This is a genomic window from Alteromonas infernus (genome assembly GCF_902705815.1).
Genome location: NZ_CACSIG010000017.1, coordinates 221096 through 237683, shown reverse-complemented (window position 1 = coordinate 237683; position 16588 = coordinate 221096). Strand labels below are relative to the sequence as shown.

Sequence of the window (16588 nt, the reverse complement as noted above, 5' to 3'; positions counted from 1 at the left end):
CAAGCCTCTGTAATTTTTAAGCGGCGGCTTATAGCTCATCCATCGCGGTTGCAATAACTAGTCTTCGTCGCTACCGCGGTTAAATAAAAACTGCCCGATAAGGTCTTCCAGTACTAATGCAGACTTTGTATCTTGAAGGTAATCGCCGTCTTGTAGGTTAGCGACGCCATCAAAAGAAAACCCAGGCTGGAAACCTACGTACTGCTCACCGAGTAAACCAGAGGTTAAAATAGACACCGAACTGGTTTCAGGAAAGCCGTTGTATTCATTTAAAATAGACAGCTCTACCACCGGCGTGAAATCTTCTTGGTCGAGTGAAATTGATGAAACTCTCCCTACTGTTACACCACCCACTTTTACCGCTGAACGTGGTTTTAGGCCGCCAATATTGTCGAACTTCGCGTATAAGGTATAGGTATCGCCTTCGGTAGCCACCGTTTGGTTTGCCACTTTAAGTGCCAATAATAACAATGCACCTATAGTAAGCATGACAAACACACCAACCATTACTTCCGTTTTATACTTACTCATTCCAATCCCCTACTCGATACCAAACATAAGGGCGGTTAGCACGAAGTCCAGCCCTAATACTGCTAATGATGAATAGACTACCGTTTCAGTAGTCGCTTTGCTGATCCCTTCCGACGTGGGAATAGAATCGTAACCTTTAAATATGGCAATCCACGTCACAACCAAGGCAAACACGAGGCTTTTTATTACGCCGTTAATGACATCTTGGTTCCAATCCACCGTTGACTGCATGATTGACCAGTAGCTGCCGGCATCAACGCCAAGCCAGTCGACACCTACTAAATGACCGCCTAAAATACCAATCGCACTGAAAATAATGGCAAGCATTGGCATAGCGAGCATACCGGCCCAAAAACGTGGGGCAACGATACGCCTTAGTGGATCTACCGCCATCATTTCTAAGCTACTTAGCTGTTCAGTGGCTTTCATTAAGCCTATTTCTGCGGTCAATGCAGAGCCTGCTCGACCTGCAAACAGCAACGCGGTAACCACCGGCCCGAGTTCCCGTAAAAGAGACAGGGCCACCATGGGGCCCAAACTTCCTTCAGCGCCATAATCAACCAAAATGGTGTAGCCTTGTAGGGCCATAACCATACCGATGAATAGTCCCGACACCATGATAATAAGTAGCGACTGTACACCGACCACATAAAGCTGTTTGATTGTCAGTGGAATATTTTTAGCTCTAGGAATCGCGATTAGTGCGCCGAATAACATAAGCGCCGCACGGCCAATCGCCGTTATCTTGCCTATGGTCTTGGCCCCAGTTGATTGAAAGAACTTCATTTATCTGCTCCCAAAAAACTCGTTTTTAAATCAGGCGCAGGATAATGAAAAGGCACGGGGCCATCCGCTTTCCCTTTCAAAAACTGTTGAACCAGTTCAGAGTCACTTTCTTTAATTTCTTGGGCCGTGCCTTCACCAATGACGCGTTTGTCGGCCAGAATATAAATGTAGTCAGCAATGGTGAGCACTTCTGTTACATCATGAGTTACGACAATGCTTGTTAAGTTAAGCGCATCATTGAGCTCGCGAATAAGCTTCACCAGTACTCCCATCGAAATAGGATCTTGCCCGGCGAAAGGCTCATCGTACATAATTAAGTCAGGGTCAAGCGCGATTGCGCGAGCGAGTGCTGCACGTCTTGCCATACCGCCTGAAAGTTCACTTGGCATTAGTTGAGCGGCACCGCGTAAACCTACAGCCTGTAGCTTTAATGCGACAATCGTTGCAATAATATCTTCGCTTAGTTTGGTGTGCTCTCGAAGAGGAAATGCCACATTATCAAATACGCTCATATCGGTAAAAAGCGCGCCGCTTTGAAATAACATGCTCATTCTACGTCGGGTTTCATACAGCGATTTTCTCGACATGGAAACAATAGAGTCGCCATCGAACTTAACGTCGCCTTGATCTGGCGTTAACTGCCCGCCGATAAGGCGCAACAAGGTGGTTTTACCTATTCCACTTGGCCCCATTACCGCGGTAATTTTACCTTTGGGTACCTTAAGCGAAATCTCATCGTAAATGATGCGATCGCCACGCTTAAAGGTTAGGTTATCTACTTCAACTAAATGATCCATAGTTACTTAAATGTCGACCCCTGACGTAAGATTATGGCTGTAAGAATCATACTCACGGCCTACTTTAAAATTTATTAAGTGAATACAAGCAACCTGAGTATTCAATTTCTATGCCTGCGGCACCTATTGCCCTTAAAGTATACTCAATAGTGTACTTTAAGAACACAAAATACCGAGAAAGTTTACTCTGCAGTGTAGTTTATTAACCCAACCGGCTAATTCTATTTACTAGGCGGTGTAATTTTGTGGCATTGTACGCGTTTTCAAGACCCTCGCCAAAGTCAAAAAGTTACAAGTTATGTTCGATTAAGACGAATGTAAGGTCTTTCGGGTTTAAGTGCGGCCTGCCTAAGCCCTGCGAAACAAGCGAAGCAAATCCCCACACGCAACTCCTATCCTATTTCCCTGTTTATTAACTGAAACTGAATGTGGTATTTCTACTGCCTGCCCCCGCGTCTAATGTCCTCTTCAGCGGGAATTTACGGCATTTAACCCTATTTGCTAAAAATAAAGCATTGCGAGCATAGGCAAATGGCACTCTTTTTGCGACAATCAAGCGAAATACTTTTTATTACAGGTTGTTGTGCTTTTAAACATCGTCATTTTTATTGTAGGGCTGGTTATACTGAGTTGGAGCGCTGACCGTTTTGTATACGGTGCTTCGGCATTAGCAAAAAACATTGGCATATCTCCAATGATGATTGGGTTAACGATTGTCGCTATGGGATCTTCGGCACCTGAAATTGTGGTTTCTGCCATTGCCTCTGCGAATGGCAATATGAATACCGCCGTAGGTAATGCATTAGGCTCCAATATAACGAATATCGCTCTGGTGCTAGGCATTACCGCGCTAGTTAAACCGCTACTAGTGTCATCTACAACGTTAAAGCGTGAACTCCCTGCTCTTCTTATCATCTCATTAATTGCTATTGGCTTTATGTTCGACGGCGAACTCAAGTCTTACGAAGGAATTATCTTGCTGGGTCTATTCATTTTCGTGCTGGCAATGATGGCATGGTTGTCACTACAGGTTGATAAAGAAGACCCCCTTGTTGCAGAGACCGCTGATGAGATTCCAAAAGGCGTATCTAATACCTCTGCGCTGATTTGGATAGGCGTTGGTCTTGTTATATTACCTTTAAGTGCACACTTTTTAGTGAACTCTGCGGTAGAAATTGCGCGATATATGGGAATATCAGACCTAGTCATAGGCTTAACAATAATCGCATTGGGCACAAGTCTTCCTGAACTTGCTGCGAGTATTGCCGGCGTATTAAAGGGTGAAGACGACCTAGCGCTGGGCAACATAATAGGCTCTAATATTTTCAACTTGCTGGCTGTGCTAGGTATGCCTGGCCTCATTGCTCCCGGTTTATTAGACCCCGACGTTTATAATCGCGATATGTACGTTATGTTAGGTTTAACGCTATTACTGTTCCTGTTCAGTTTCGATTTAATAGGAAAGCGTACAATATCAAGAACAAACGGATGCTTATTTCTGGCCTGCTTTATCGGCTACCAATTTTGGCTGTTCGGATAACCATGAATACACAAACTCAGATGAACTATATCGACTCGGCGAAGCGCGTTATTGAAATTGAAACGCAGGCCATTGCCAATTTAAGTGAGCGCTTAAACGACGACTTTATTACAGCCTGCGATATTCTTTTTGCCTGTCAGGGAAAGGTTGTGGTTTGCGGTATGGGGAAATCTGGGCATATAGGTAATAAAATTGCCGCCACGCTGGCTAGCACAGGTACACCTGCTTTTTTTATGCACCCTGGTGAAGCCAATCACGGCGACCTAGGAATGTTGGGCAAAGGCGATGTTTTATTAGCCATATCCAACTCTGGTGAAACCAATGAGCTTGTAAACTTATTGCCTGTAGTCAAACGCTTAGGTATTCCAGTGGTAGCCATGACCAACAGTGCTTCAAGCTCGCTAGGGCAGCATGCTGATGTCATCCTTGATATTAGCGTTGAGAAAGAAGCCTGTTCACTTGGTCTAGCTCCAACTACTAGCACCACGGCTACATTAGTAATGGGGGATGCGCTTGCCGTTGCGTTACTTGACCAGAAAGGGTTCACGTCTGATGATTTTGCGTTATCACACCCTGGGGGAAGCTTAGGGCGTAAACTGTTGCTTAAGGTGCGAGACATCATGCTAACTGGCAGTGATATTCCGCTTATCGAGTTAAACGCATCGGTGGCTGATGCTTTGCTCGAAATTTCTAAAAAAGGGCTAGGAATGACTGGGGTGCTTGACACTGATGGTACCCTAACAGGCGTATTTACTGACGGTGATCTACGGCGCATTTTAGATGCTCGCATTGACGTACATAGCGCAACCGTCGAAAGTGTTATGACCAAAGGCGGTAAAACAACCACAGCCGAACAACTTGCTGTCGAAGCATTAAACTTAATGGAAACTCATAAGATTAGTGCATTAATGGTCACGGATAACGAGCACAAACCAGTGGGCGCGTTTAACATGCATATGCTACTTAAAGCTGGAGTGCTATAAATGACAACAACCTTGTACACAGAAATGGATGACGGGCTTTTCGATGCGCTGGCTAACGTTAAGTTATTGGTATGTGATGTGGACGGCGTGTTTTCAGACGGTCGAATTTATTTAGGCAACGACGGTGAAGAACTGAAAGCTTTCCATACTCGTGATGGTTATGGGGTGAAAGCCCTAGTCAGTAACGGTGTTAACGTAGCGGTTATTACCGGGCGTCGTTCCGCAATTGTAGAAAACAGAATGAGTGCGCTCAACGTAGCCCACATTATTCAAGGTGAAGAAAACAAAGCTGACGCATTGAGCACATTGATAGAAAATCTTGGTTTAAGCGCTGACGAGGTTGCCGCGGTGGGCGACGACATGCCTGATACCGGCATGTATAAGCATGTGGCGATTAAAATAGCGGTTGCCGACGCACACCCTTTCGTGGCAAAACAAGCGAACTGGATAACCACCTTGCCAGGCGGATTTGGCGCGGTGCGCGAGATATCAGATACTATTTTACACGCCAAAGGCGTAGCGAATGAGATTTTTGGAGCAAGTGTATGAGCCAATTTGGCTTTAATCGCTTAGGCTTAAGTATATCGGCGCTGTTTATCTTGGCGTTGCTGATGTATGTACCTACGTGGATGGAAGAGCAGCCAGAATCACAAGGCAGCAGCGAGAATGGCGCCTTAAAACCTGCCTATAAAGCGAAGAACTTGACCACTACCCTTTACAACCAAGAAGGCGAGTTAAACCACAAGGTATTTGCCGAATCAATGGAGCACTACGACCAGCTAGGTTTTGTATTGTTCCAACAGCCCAAGTATACACTGTATACTGAGAACGCTACGTCTCCTTGGGTGGTGACGGCGCAAGAAGGAACGCTCTACAACAACGATCTGATTCAATTAGAAAACCAGGTTGTTATCGAGAACCAAACCAGCGATGACTTTGTCAAAAGCCTCTCAACCGAATACATTCAGATTAATTTAGACACCAAACAAATGACATCTGATCAAGTCGTTGAAATACAGGGTACCCAATATGTCATTTTGAGCAATGGGTTTAACGCGAATTTACGCACACAAGAATACGAGCTTTTAGATCATGTACAAACCACTTATTCCCCTAGCAACTAGCCTTTTACTTGTCATCGCTAGCGGTGCGGTAAACGCAAGCGAAGATGATTTTTCGCAGCCCATTAAAATAGGCTCAAATACTCAATTTATCGACGGTAAAAATAAAACGGCGTTGTATAAAGAAGATGTACTGATTACCCAGGGTTCGCTGGTAATTGAAGCCGACGAAGTGGAAGTTATCGCGAGTGAAGGTAGTGGCCGCGAAATTTTTATCGCCAGAGGAAAGCCAGCCAGTTATTCTCAAACACTAGAAGACGGTACTCCGGTGTCTGCTAAGGCAAACGAAATTCGTTATGAGGTGATCAATCGCACGATTTCTCTTTCAGGAAACGCGGAACTTCAACAAGACACCAGTAAAGTGCAAGGTGACAACATTACTTTCGACATGATTACTGAGCAGTTACTTGCTACTGGTGGTGCGGGCGAAAATGGAGAAGGTCGAGTGACTACGGTATTTACTCCTGAATCCATTCGCAAGGCATCATCGAAGAAAGAAGATAAAGACAGTGGGGACAATCAATAGCAATGGCAACTTTGAGCGCAACCAACCTTGCTAAGGCATATAAATCGCGTCAGGTAGTACGCGACGTCAGCCTTTCTGTCTCGACGGGTCAAATTGTTGGCTTACTTGGGCCTAACGGCGCTGGTAAGACCACTACATTTTATATGATTGTGGGGTTGGTTAACCTGGATAAAGGCAAGATTGAAATTGATGATAATGAGCTTACTCATCAGCCCATGCACGAGCGTGCACGCCGCGGAATTGGCTACCTTCCGCAAGAGGCATCAATTTTCAGAAAGCTTACGGTACATGAAAATATCATGGCCATTTTGCAAACCCGTAAAGATTTAAATTCACAGCAGCAGGAAGAAGAAGCTGACGCGCTACTTGATGAATTTAATATTAACCATATACGTAATAGTACAGGGATGAGTTTGTCCGGTGGTGAACGACGGCGTGTTGAAATAGCACGCGCACTAGCAGCTAATCCGCAATTTATTTTATTAGACGAACCGTTTGCTGGTGTTGATCCAATATCAGTTAATGATATAAAGAAGATAATACAGCATCTTCGAGATAGGGGTATTGGAATCCTTATCACCGACCATAACGTGCGAGAAACATTGGATGTTTGTGAGAAAGCGTACATTGTGAGTCATGGCGAGCTTATCGCGCAAGGAACAGCGGAACAGGTTTTAAGTAATCAAAAAGTAAGGGATGTATACCTAGGCGAACAATTCAGGCTATAGTTAGTGTAACTGAATTGTCATTTTTCAATTTCGCTCTGGTGTATTCAATTTAGAGCATTTAAATAAGACGTAGATGAAACCATCTTTACAGCTAAAATTTAGCCAACAACTTACCATGACACCCCAGCTTCAGCAGGCGATAAAACTGCTGCAGCTATCTACGCTTGATCTTCAGCAGGAGATTCAAGAAGCCCTCGATTCAAACCCTTTATTGGAAGTTGAAGAAGGTAACGACGAGCCGCAAGTAGAAAAAAATAATATCGATAGCGACGATAGCGTGACAGAAGCGTCTGCGACAGCGTCTAGCGATACATTGGAAGCGGGTGACGCGTTAGAAAAAAACGACCTTCCCGATGAATTGCCTATCGACAGCACATGGGATGAATACTATTCAGCGTCATCGGCCCCAGCGCCAGGTCCTTCAAATGACGATGAACAAATATTTCAAGGCGAAACCACCGAGGATATTCAGGAACATTTGTCGTGGCAGATGCGATTGACCCATTTCTCAGATACTGACCGCGCCATTGCTACGGCAATTATCGACTCTATTGACGAGTCTGGCTATTTAACCGTGACCCTTGAAGACATTCTTGACGCGGTAAACTCTGAGGATATGGAAGAGCCTATAGAAATGGACGAAATAGAATGCGTACTTAAGCGTATTCAGATGTTCGACCCCATTGGTTCGGGCTCCCGCTCGCCGCAGGAATGTCTAATGGTGCAACTGCGCCAGTTCTCAGAAGACACACCATGGCTTAACGAAGCCAAACAGCTTATAGAAGAATATTCAGACCTATTAAGCAGTAAAGATTATCGCACGTTAATGCGTAAGAGCCGCTTGAAGGAAGATCAGCTGCGCGAGGCAATGCGTTTATTACAAACCTTGAATCCTCGCCCAGGTAGTGCTTTAGTTACTAAAGAGCCTGAGTACGTTATTCCTGATGTCTCGGTCGCCAAAAAGAATGGCCGTTGGGTGGTTGAGCTTAACCCCGACAGCCTGCCTAAGTTGAGCGTAAATCAACAATACGCTGCAATGAGTCGTCGTGCCAAAAATAGTAGCGACTCACAATTCATCCGCTCACACATGCAAGAGGCTAAGTGGTTCATTAAGAGCCTTGAATCTCGCAACGAAACCTTAATGAAGGTGGCAAACTGTATTGTGCAACAGCAAATGGGCTTTTTTGAACATGGCCCGGAAATGATGAAACCTATGGTGCTTAACGATGTAGCAGAAATGGTAGATATGCACGAATCAACGATTTCACGCGTCACAACGCAAAAGTATATGCATACACCACGTGGTATATTTGAATTGAAATACTTCTTCTCTAGCCACGTAGCAACAGAGTCTGGTGGTGAGTGTTCATCTACCGCGATTCGTGCATTGATCAAGAAATTAGTGGCAGCTGAGAAGCCTAGCAAGCCGCTAAGTGATAGCAAGATTGCTTCATTGTTGGCCGAACAAGGCATTAAAGTTGCCCGGCGAACAATAGCAAAGTACCGGGAATCGTTGTCGATCCCGCCGTCGAACCAACGCAAAAGCCTCATTTAAACGGGCTTAATAATATAAGGAAGACGAAATATGCAAATCAACCTTACTGGTCATCATGTCGAAATCACCGACTCTTTGCGTAATTATGTCGATACGAAGTTCAGCAAACTTGAACGTCACTTTGATCACATTTCTAATGTGCATGTCATCCTGAACGTTGAAAAATTAAATCAAAAAGCCGAAGCGACCGTTCATTTAAGTGGCGCTGAAGTATTCGCATCCTCAGAAAATACCGACATGTATGCGGCGATTGACAGCATGGTTGATAAACTCGACCGGCAGGTAATCAAGCATAAGGAAAAACTGAAAAAACATTAGTAGTTAATTAAGCATGGATATACAAGCCATCGTAAGTCTGGACCGCACCGAGTGTGCGGTTCAGTGTAATAGTAAAAAGCGAATTCTTGAGATCATCGCAGATATCGCTGCCAAAAATAACGAGAGCATCGATCAGGCAACGGTACTTAATAGTTTGATGTCTCGAGAGCGTATGGGTAGTACAGGAATCGGCAATGGCATTGCGTTACCACATGGGCGCTTGCCAGGTTTAGAAAAGGTGATAGCTATTGTTGTCACCAGTACGCCAGCCATTAATTTTGACGCGCTCGATGAAAAGCCGGTAGATATATTTTTCGCGTTACTTGTTCCTGAAGAGCAAACCGAAGGCCATCTACAAACATTGGCCACGGTAGCCGGTAAACTAAGCGATAAAGAAACGATTAAAGCGATACGTCGTGCCAGTACAAGCGATGATATTCTTTCTGCACTAAGTTAAAGATTTAAGCGCCTTAGCGAGGTCGTGACCAAGGCGCTTAAGACAATAAAGCGTATGCGATAAAACCAGAAGATTTGGGAGAAGTTAGGTGAAGCTGATTATAATCAGTGGTCGTTCGGGGTCTGGTAAGTCTGTCGCACTTCGCGCATTGGAAGATTTAGGGTACTACTGCGTTGACAACATTCCTGTAAACCTACTTCCTACCCTAACCCACACTGTTGTTGATGAATACGACCAAGTGGCGGTGAGCATTGATGTGCGTAACTTGCCGAAAAACCCTGATGATCTGGTAGAAATTTTAGATTATCTTCCGTCATCGTGGTCAATGACCATTGTCTATATCGATGCCAGCGATGATGTGCTGGTAAAACGCTTCAGCGAAACCCGACGTCTGCATCCCCTTGCGAAGCTCAATAAGTCTCTATCTGAAGCCATAAGGGCAGAGTCAGCCTTGCTAGCCCCTATCGCTGAACGGGCAGACTTATATTTAGATACAGACAAACTGACTATTCACCAACTTGCTGAGTTGATACGCGAGCGAATACTGGGTAAGAAAAGCTCCCGCTTAGTGCTGGTGTTTGAATCTTTTGGCTTCAAACACGGTATTCCGAAAGATGCCGATTATGTTTTTGATGCGCGCTTTTTGCCTAATCCTCACTGGGAGCCTGACTTGAAGCACCTAACAGGGCTTGATGCACCCGTTGAGGTTTTCTTAGGCTCTCAACCCGTTGTTACCAAGTTCATTTGGCAAATTCAGAATTTAATTACCACCTGGCTACCTCATCTAGAGCGCAACAACAGAAGTTACGTAACAGTCGCTATTGGCTGTACAGGCGGGCAACACCGCTCTGTGTATATTGCCCAAACTCTGTCGAAAACCTTCAGCGAAATACACCCAGATGTACAAATTCGCCATCGAGAGCTAAACCAGTAATGACAATTAAAAAAACGCTAACCATCGTAAATAAGCTGGGATTACATGCAAGAGCAGCGACCCAATTAGTGAAGCTTGCTAATCAGTTCGACGCCAAAATTATTTTAAAGAAAGGCGATAAAGAGGCTGACGCCAGCAGCGTTCTTGGTTTAATGATGCTGGAAAGCCATCAAGGTGAACAAGTGAATGTTATTGTAGATGGAAACGATGATGTTGACGCCCTTGCTGCCATTGAAGAGCTCATAGAAGGTAAGTTTAACGAAGACGAATAGTTTAAATCCGTCACCTGATTACTTATTAAACGTTTAGCGCCGTTTTATAGTTATACTGCGCAAAAGCCACGCAATTTTCATGACAGACTCATCGTAATTGCGATATTCTACGCCCACTTAGGCTTTAAAGCCTTCACCGTTCATCTTAATAGCAGGTAGGAATAACGCCTTATGGCAGAAGCGCTTGTTTCTAAATACGTACAAACCCAGTTACGCGCCCTTAATGCCGCGTTGACTAACGGTCAGTTTGTCTCAGTACGTAAGCTTCTGCTTGAACTTCCCCCTTCTGATGTCGCCCACATACTGGAATCGAGCCCGAGTAGAACCCGTGACGAATTATGGGAACTCATTGATAGCGACTTTCACGGCGACATCTTAGAGGAACTGTCTGATGATGTACGAAACGGTATTATTACCAAGATGCTTCCGGCCAATGTGGTTGATGCACTTGAAGAGATGGACACCGACGACTTAGCCGAAACGCTAAGCAGCCTGCCAGAGCCCGTTCTTGCCGACATTCTCGACTCAATGGATGCGCAAGACCGTTTACGTGCAGAACAAGCTCTATCTTATGGTGAAGAGACCGCTGGTTTCATCATGAACACAGATACCATCACCTTACGACCTGACGTCACGGTTGATGTGGTACTGCGCTATATTCGCTTGAAGGGTGAGCTTCCGGAAAACACCGATACCTTTTACGTAGTTAACCGAACCGATAACTTGGTTGGTATTGTTCCTGTAGCGCGTTTACTGACCGCTGAAACCGATAATAAGGTATCAGATGTCATGGACGAAGAGTCGGAAGCCATTCCGGTGAATATGCCTGATGACGAAGTCGCCAGTCTGTTCGAGCGCTATAACTGGCTATCAGCGCCAGTGGTTGATGAAAACAACCGGCTGGTGGGTCGAATTACCATTGATGACGTGGTAGATATCATTCGCGAAGACGCCGAACACTCGATGATGAGTATGGCGGGTCTAGATGACGACGAAGATACTTTTGCCCCCGTCATGCAAAGTACTAAGCGCAGATCGGTATGGTTGGCAGTAAACCTTGTTACTGCGCTAATGGCTGCAATGGTAAGTGACTTATTTGAAGCGGCGCTAAGTCAATTAGCGGTATTAGCTATTTTGAACACTATTGTGCCAAGCATGGGCGGCGTAGCAGGAAACCAGACCCTAACCCTTGTTATTCGCGGTATGGCGTTAGGTCACGTTAATGCCAGTAACTCGCGCTGGCTGATCAGTAAAGAAATCGCGATAGGCTTTTTAAATGGCGCTATATGGGCTATTTTAATTGCCTCTGTCATTGCGCTCTGGAAACAAGATTACATGCTGGGCATTATCATTGCGTTTGCCATGATGATAAACATGATTGCTGCGGCGTTAGCGGGCGCAACATTACCGATGATCATGAAGCGTCTTAAAATAGACCCGGCACTAGCAGGTAGCGTTATCTTAACCACTATTACCGATGTAGTCGGTATTTTCGCCTTCCTAGGTACGGCAACTTTATTTTTAATTTGAGTCTAGGCTTGAAGAATAGCTGGTGTTAAATACTTGCTTAGCCACTAAGCGATTCGGCAGTATGCCCGTTGATATTGAGCCTGTAATCTACTCCCTATACGGTTTGTACCAGCTGCCCACCGTTTTCAATAGTGTTTACTTTATCAACTCTTAGATTTTATAGTTCAACAACAATTAGCGACGCGTAGAACAGGTGCTTTGAGTTTAAAGTGAAGTATCTGTTAGGGATAATGGAAGGGATAATAGCTGGCTCTGCTTACGCGAAAAGCTTCACAAAGCCAGGCTAATTCAATACTCACAAAGTTTTTAAATCGCGGCCATACGAGCGGCTCAATCCGCTATTTAATAACTTTAAGGGTAGGCTTACCCTTTTTAGGTGGTACAGGCGCGTCTTGCACGTCACTTGCGTCAGCGTCTTCTAAAGAGGTTGGACCGCTTGGTTGTGATAAGTCTTCAGGCTCTTCACTGCGCTCTTGCTGAGCACGCGCTACATCTTCTTCTGTCGCGAACACAGTACCCGCGCCGTTTTCTCGCGCGTAAATGGCCATTACCGCCTCACATGGCATGCTTAATCTTCTAGGTTGCCCAGAAAAGCGTGCTTGAAACGACAGGCCATCTAAATCAAGAGAAAAGTTAACACACGCACTTGGCGATACGTTCAAGACGATTTGACCGTCTTTTACGAACTCTTGTGGTACTTCTACCAACTCGTTCATGGCATCAACCACAATGTACGGCGTTAGGTCGTTATCGACAATCCACTCATAAAAAGCCCTAAGTAAATAGGGCTGGTTTGACGTCATAGATGTCATAGCGGGTTGTGGATCTCGCGCTCTTGGTCAGTCAAAGACGCTTTAAACGAACTGCGAGAGAAAATGCGGTTCATGTAAGCGTTAATTTCTTTGCTGCCAGCACCGTTCAATTCGATACCTAACGCAGGTAGACGCCATAATAGCGGAGCAAGGTAGCAATCAACTAAGCTGAACTCTTCGCTCATGAAATAAGGCATTTCACCAAATACTGGAGCTAGTGATAACAAAGCTTCACGTAAATCGTTACGTGCTGCTTCAACGTCACCTTCGCCACGGAAAATTCGAGCTGCAAGTGAGTACCAATCCTGTTCAATGCGGTGCATCATCAGGCGGCTTTGACCACGAGATACTGGATATACCGGCATAAGTGGTGGATGAGGAAAACGCTCATCAAGGTATTCCATGATGATGTGCGACTTGTAAAGTACAAGCTCGCGATCAACTAGAGTTGGAACAGTACCGTAAGGGTTTAACTCCAACAGATCTTCAGACAGGTTGCTAGGATCTGTGTAGCTGATTTCAACACCCACACCTTTTTCTGCCAACACAATACGCACCTGGTGGCTATAAATATCAATTGTGTCAGAGAACAACGTCATAATAGAACGTTTATTCGCGGCTACGGCCATTCAATTTCCTCCGTCGAGAAACAAGTTTACGCTTACAAACGGTAAGCTTATTACGTTAACTCGTGCTACCTGAACACCCTATACAAAAGGGTTTTCAGGTAGCACGAGTAAATACCAAAAAAGGGGGCGAGAAGCCCCCTTTTCATATTATACATAAATCTGTGCGATTAGTGCACTTCTCGCCAGTATTCTTTCTTCAATAAGTAAACAAATACGAACAATACTGCGATAAAGATAAGCACCCACTTACCGATTTTGTGAGATTCAAGTTTCGCAGGCTCACCTGTGTACTCCAAGAAGTTCACGATATCGGCAACGGCTTGGTCGTACTCGTCAGGAGACATTGCGCCAGTACCATCTGACTTAATGCCTACATAACGCTTGACCATCTCACCATCAACCATTTGCTCTTCATAAGTGCGCGTTGGCGTACCTTGAAGTGGCTGAAGCACGTGTGGCATACCCACTTCTGGGAACACTGTGTTATTAACACCAAACGGGCGGCTTTCGTCAACATAGAAAGAGCGCAGGTAAGTGTAAATCCAGTCTTCACCACGAACACGAGCCACTAGCGTTAGATCTGGTGGAGCAGCACCAAACCACCCTGCTGCTGCCTCTTCAGGCATTGCACGAGTGATATAGTCAGACACCTTGTCACCCGTGAACTGCAAATACTCTTGGCCTAGTTCATCAGGAATACCCAAATCTTGGAATGAACGCTGATAGCGCTGATACTTCATTGAGTGACAGCCCAAACAGTAGTTCATGAACAACTGTGCACCGCGTTGTAAAGACGCCTTATCAGTCAAATCGATAGGCGCTTCATCTAGGTGTACGTTCCCGCCTGCCGCAAACGCGACGCCAGGTAGGAAGAAGGCTAAAAAGCACATCATTTTTTTCATTTAGAAATCCTCTCTGGCACTGGTTTAGTATTTTCGTTTTTGCTGTATAGGAACAGTGCAATGAAGAAACCGAAGTACATTACTGTTGCGATTTGCGAGGCAATGATTTTCCAGTTTTCTTGCGGCGTACCACCTAGGTAACCAAGGAAAACAAACACGATAGCGAACACAATTAGGTTTACTTTGTGTAGGCCACAGCGATAGCGCCATGATTTAACGCGACCACGGTCAACCCAAGGCAGAGCAAATAGCGCAGCAATAGCACCAAACATGGCAAGTACACCGAACAGCTTATCAGGTACCGCTTTCAAAATGGCGTAGAACGGCGTGAAGTACCAAACAGGGAAAATGTGCGCAGGAGTCTTCAGCGGGTTAGCAATTTCAAAGTTAGGGTGTTCCAGGAACTTACCACCCATTTCAGGGGCAAAGAACAGCACATAAGTGAATAGTGCTAAGAACACGCAGAACGCCACAAGGTCTTTAAGAACAATGTGCGGGAAGAACGGTAACACGTCATCAGCAATGTCGTACTTGCTTGTGTAGTACTCGTGAATTTCATATTTAGTCTTCTCAGACTCAGGCAGTGAGCCTTTCTTGTGCTTAATCGCAATACCGTCTGGGTTGTTAGAGCCCACTTCGTGAAGAGCGATGATGTGAAGGAACACAAGAATAACGATAACCAGAGGCAGCGCAATTACGTGAAGTGCGAAGAAACGGTTAAGCGTAGCGCCAGAGATAACGTAGTCACCCTGAAGCCAGATAACAAGGTCAGGACCTACAACAGGAATAGCACCAAACAGTGATACGATTACCTGCGCACCCCAGTAAGACATTTGTCCCCAAGGCAGTACATAACCCATGAATGCTTCTGCCATAAGCGCTAGGTAGATAAACATACCAAACACCCATAGAAGCTCACGAGGCTTTTGGTAAGAACCATAAATCATGCCGCGGAACATGTGTAGATATACCACAATAAAGAACGCCGATGCGCCAGTACTGTGCATGTAACGGATGATCCAACCGTAGTCGATCTCACGCATGATGTATTCAACAGAAGCGAACGCGCCTTCTGAAGATGGAACGAAGTTCATAGTCAACCAAATACCAGTAACAATTTGGTTTACCAAAACGATAGTAGCTAGGAAACCGAACACGTACCAAAAGTTCATGTTCTTTGGAGCAGGATATTGAAGGGCGTGCATGTTCGCAACGCGCATCAATGGGATGCGTTCTTCAATCCAACCTAGGAAAGCATTCATGTTAAGCAACCTCCGCTTCTGAGCCGATGATAACGGTGTTGTCATCAACGAACTGATAAGGCGGCACAACTAGGTTTAATGGTGCCGGTACGTTTTGGAATACACGTCCTGCCATATCAAACTTAGACCCGTGACACGGGCAGAAGAAACCATCTGGTACGCCTTCAACCACTTCTTCGAAAGCGCCATCTTTAAGGTGCTGTGGAGAGCAACCAAGGTGCGTACAAATACCCACTAGAATCAGGTATTCTTCTTTCATTGAGCGAAAACGGTTTTGAGCAAAAGTAGGTTGCTGCTCAGCTTCAGAGTTAGGATCTTTCAGCTTATCTTCGTGAGTGCCTAATTCTTCAAGAATTTCTGGCGTACGACGTACAATCCATACAGGCTTGCTTCGCCACATTACACGTACTAACTGTCCAGGCTCAATCCCGCTGATATCTACTTCAACGTCAGCACCGGCGGCTTTCGCTTTGGCGCTCGGATTCCAGGACGCAATAAAAGGCACAGCAGCACCAACGACACCTACACCACCAACTACCGACGTGGCAACGGTCAAGAACCGACGACGGGTGTTGTTTTCTGGCTGGTTTTCATTGTGTGCAGACTCTGTTGCATCTACAGATACATTGCTCATCCACATTTCTCCAGGTTTGGATAATTATGATGTGTAACCCAAGCTTATACTGGTTTTATCACGCTTGCGTCATACATCATATGGCTTGTCATGACAGCGACGTAACAGCAAAAATTTACTGGTTTACGAGGTCACGAAAGTTTTCAAAATTTTCGACCGCAAATGATAAAAGAAAAGCCCTTATAAACACAAGGTTTTACTGATATTTAAGCGATAATTTAATTCAAAAGGTGTGTTTAGGTTTAGTGAGGGAAAGACCTAAAATCAAGGT

The 16588-nt window shown here is 45.1% G+C and carries 20 protein-coding genes; 12 read left to right on the top strand and 8 right to left on the bottom strand.

Annotated elements, in window-relative coordinates:
• Window positions 1-57 precede the first annotated feature (57 nt).
• Genes mlaD through mlaF form a run of 3 tightly spaced genes read right to left on the bottom strand, consistent with a single transcriptional unit; the run spans window position 58 to window position 2114 of the window.
• Entirely contained in the window at window positions 58-531 is a 474-nt protein-coding gene (gene mlaD, locus ACX5J7_RS04875; RefSeq protein WP_012517348.1) for an outer membrane lipid asymmetry maintenance protein MlaD, read from the bottom strand.
• A gap of 9 nt (window positions 532-540) precedes the next feature.
• Window positions 541-1317: a lipid asymmetry maintenance ABC transporter permease subunit MlaE gene (gene mlaE / locus ACX5J7_RS04870; protein ID WP_012517347.1), complete on the bottom strand. Its 777-nt coding sequence runs from the start codon at window positions 1315-1317 to the stop codon at window positions 541-543.
• Window positions 1314-2114, bottom strand: a complete 801-nt coding sequence (gene mlaF, locus ACX5J7_RS04865) for a phospholipid ABC transporter ATP-binding protein MlaF (RefSeq protein WP_012517346.1) — start codon at window positions 2112-2114, stop codon at window positions 1314-1316. Before mlaF ends, mlaE begins: the two co-directional genes overlap by 4 nt.
• A gap of 583 nt (window positions 2115-2697) precedes the next feature.
• On the opposite strand from mlaF, the gene ACX5J7_RS04860 reads away from it, so the two are divergent.
• From ACX5J7_RS04860 to mgtE, 12 genes are all read left to right on the top strand, one after another.
• A complete protein-coding gene (locus tag ACX5J7_RS04860) occupies window positions 2698-3654 on the top strand; it encodes a calcium/sodium antiporter (protein ID WP_012517345.1) in 957 nt (318 codons plus the stop codon).
• A 2-nt stretch (window positions 3655-3656) separates the two neighbouring features.
• A complete protein-coding gene (locus tag ACX5J7_RS04855) occupies window positions 3657-4637 on the top strand; it encodes a KpsF/GutQ family sugar-phosphate isomerase (RefSeq protein ID WP_012517344.1) in 981 nt (326 codons plus the stop codon).
• Window positions 4638-5186 (top strand): 3-deoxy-manno-octulosonate-8-phosphatase KdsC, encoded by a 549-nt coding sequence (gene kdsC, locus ACX5J7_RS04850; RefSeq protein WP_012517343.1) that lies wholly within the window; start codon window positions 4638-4640, stop codon window positions 5184-5186.
• Window positions 5183-5761: an LPS export ABC transporter periplasmic protein LptC gene (gene lptC / locus ACX5J7_RS04845; protein ID WP_012517342.1), complete on the top strand. Its 579-nt coding sequence runs from the start codon at window positions 5183-5185 to the stop codon at window positions 5759-5761. Before kdsC ends, lptC begins: the two co-directional genes overlap by 4 nt.
• The gene (gene lptA / locus ACX5J7_RS04840) at window positions 5730-6284 is read left to right on the top strand and encodes a lipopolysaccharide transport periplasmic protein LptA (RefSeq protein WP_020745391.1); all 555 of its coding nucleotides are present in this window, start codon (window positions 5730-5732) and stop codon (window positions 6282-6284) included. Before lptC ends, lptA begins: the two co-directional genes overlap by 32 nt.
• 2 nt (window positions 6285-6286) lie before the next feature.
• Complete coding sequence (gene lptB, locus ACX5J7_RS04835) at window positions 6287-7012, top strand: LPS export ABC transporter ATP-binding protein (protein ID WP_012517340.1); 726 nt, start codon at window positions 6287-6289, stop codon at window positions 7010-7012.
• Window positions 7013-7085: 73 nt separating this feature from the next.
• A complete protein-coding gene (locus tag ACX5J7_RS04830; protein ID WP_020742939.1) occupies window positions 7086-8567 on the top strand; it encodes an RNA polymerase factor sigma-54 in 1482 nt (493 codons plus the stop codon).
• 30 nt (window positions 8568-8597) lie between these two features.
• Entirely contained in the window at window positions 8598-8885 is a 288-nt protein-coding gene (gene hpf / locus ACX5J7_RS04825) for a ribosome hibernation promoting factor (RefSeq protein ID WP_012517338.1), read from the top strand.
• 13 nt (window positions 8886-8898) lie between these two features.
• Window positions 8899-9342 carry a PTS IIA-like nitrogen regulatory protein PtsN gene (ptsN, locus tag ACX5J7_RS04820; protein WP_498706283.1) on the top strand — a complete coding sequence of 148 codons (444 nt, stop codon included), beginning with the start codon at window positions 8899-8901 and terminating at the stop codon, window positions 9340-9342.
• A gap of 88 nt (window positions 9343-9430) precedes the next feature.
• Window positions 9431-10276, top strand: a complete 846-nt coding sequence (gene rapZ, locus ACX5J7_RS04815) for an RNase adapter RapZ (protein WP_012517336.1) — start codon at window positions 9431-9433, stop codon at window positions 10274-10276.
• On the top strand, window positions 10276-10548 hold the full coding sequence (locus ACX5J7_RS04810) for an HPr family phosphocarrier protein (protein ID WP_020745388.1): 273 nt from the start codon (window positions 10276-10278) through the stop codon (window positions 10546-10548). The genes rapZ and ACX5J7_RS04810 overlap by 1 nt, the downstream gene beginning before the upstream one ends.
• 171 nt (window positions 10549-10719) lie before the next feature.
• Window positions 10720-12078 carry a magnesium transporter gene (gene mgtE, locus ACX5J7_RS04805; protein ID WP_071950822.1) on the top strand — a complete coding sequence of 453 codons (1359 nt, stop codon included), beginning with the start codon at window positions 10720-10722 and terminating at the stop codon, window positions 12076-12078.
• A 338-nt stretch (window positions 12079-12416) separates the two neighbouring features.
• On the opposite strand, the gene ACX5J7_RS04800 is transcribed toward mgtE, so the two are convergent.
• From ACX5J7_RS04800 to petA, 5 genes are all read right to left on the bottom strand, one after another.
• A complete protein-coding gene (locus ACX5J7_RS04800) occupies window positions 12417-12890 on the bottom strand; it encodes a ClpXP protease specificity-enhancing factor (protein ID WP_015066278.1) in 474 nt (157 codons plus the stop codon).
• The gene (sspA, locus tag ACX5J7_RS04795; protein ID WP_015066277.1) at window positions 12887-13519 is read right to left on the bottom strand and encodes a stringent starvation protein SspA; all 633 of its coding nucleotides are present in this window, start codon (window positions 13517-13519) and stop codon (window positions 12887-12889) included. Before sspA ends, ACX5J7_RS04800 begins: the two co-directional genes overlap by 4 nt.
• A gap of 167 nt (window positions 13520-13686) precedes the next feature.
• On the bottom strand, window positions 13687-14421 hold the full coding sequence (locus ACX5J7_RS04790) for a cytochrome c1 (RefSeq protein ID WP_015066276.1): 735 nt from the start codon (window positions 14419-14421) through the stop codon (window positions 13687-13689).
• Entirely contained in the window at window positions 14418-15683 is a 1266-nt protein-coding gene (locus ACX5J7_RS04785) for a cytochrome b (protein WP_015066275.1), read from the bottom strand. Before ACX5J7_RS04785 ends, ACX5J7_RS04790 begins: the two co-directional genes overlap by 4 nt.
• Before the next feature lies 1 nt (window position 15684).
• Window positions 15685-16317: a ubiquinol-cytochrome c reductase iron-sulfur subunit gene (gene petA / locus ACX5J7_RS04780; RefSeq protein WP_015066274.1), complete on the bottom strand. Its 633-nt coding sequence runs from the start codon at window positions 16315-16317 to the stop codon at window positions 15685-15687.
• Between the last annotated feature and the right edge of the window lie 271 nt (window positions 16318-16588).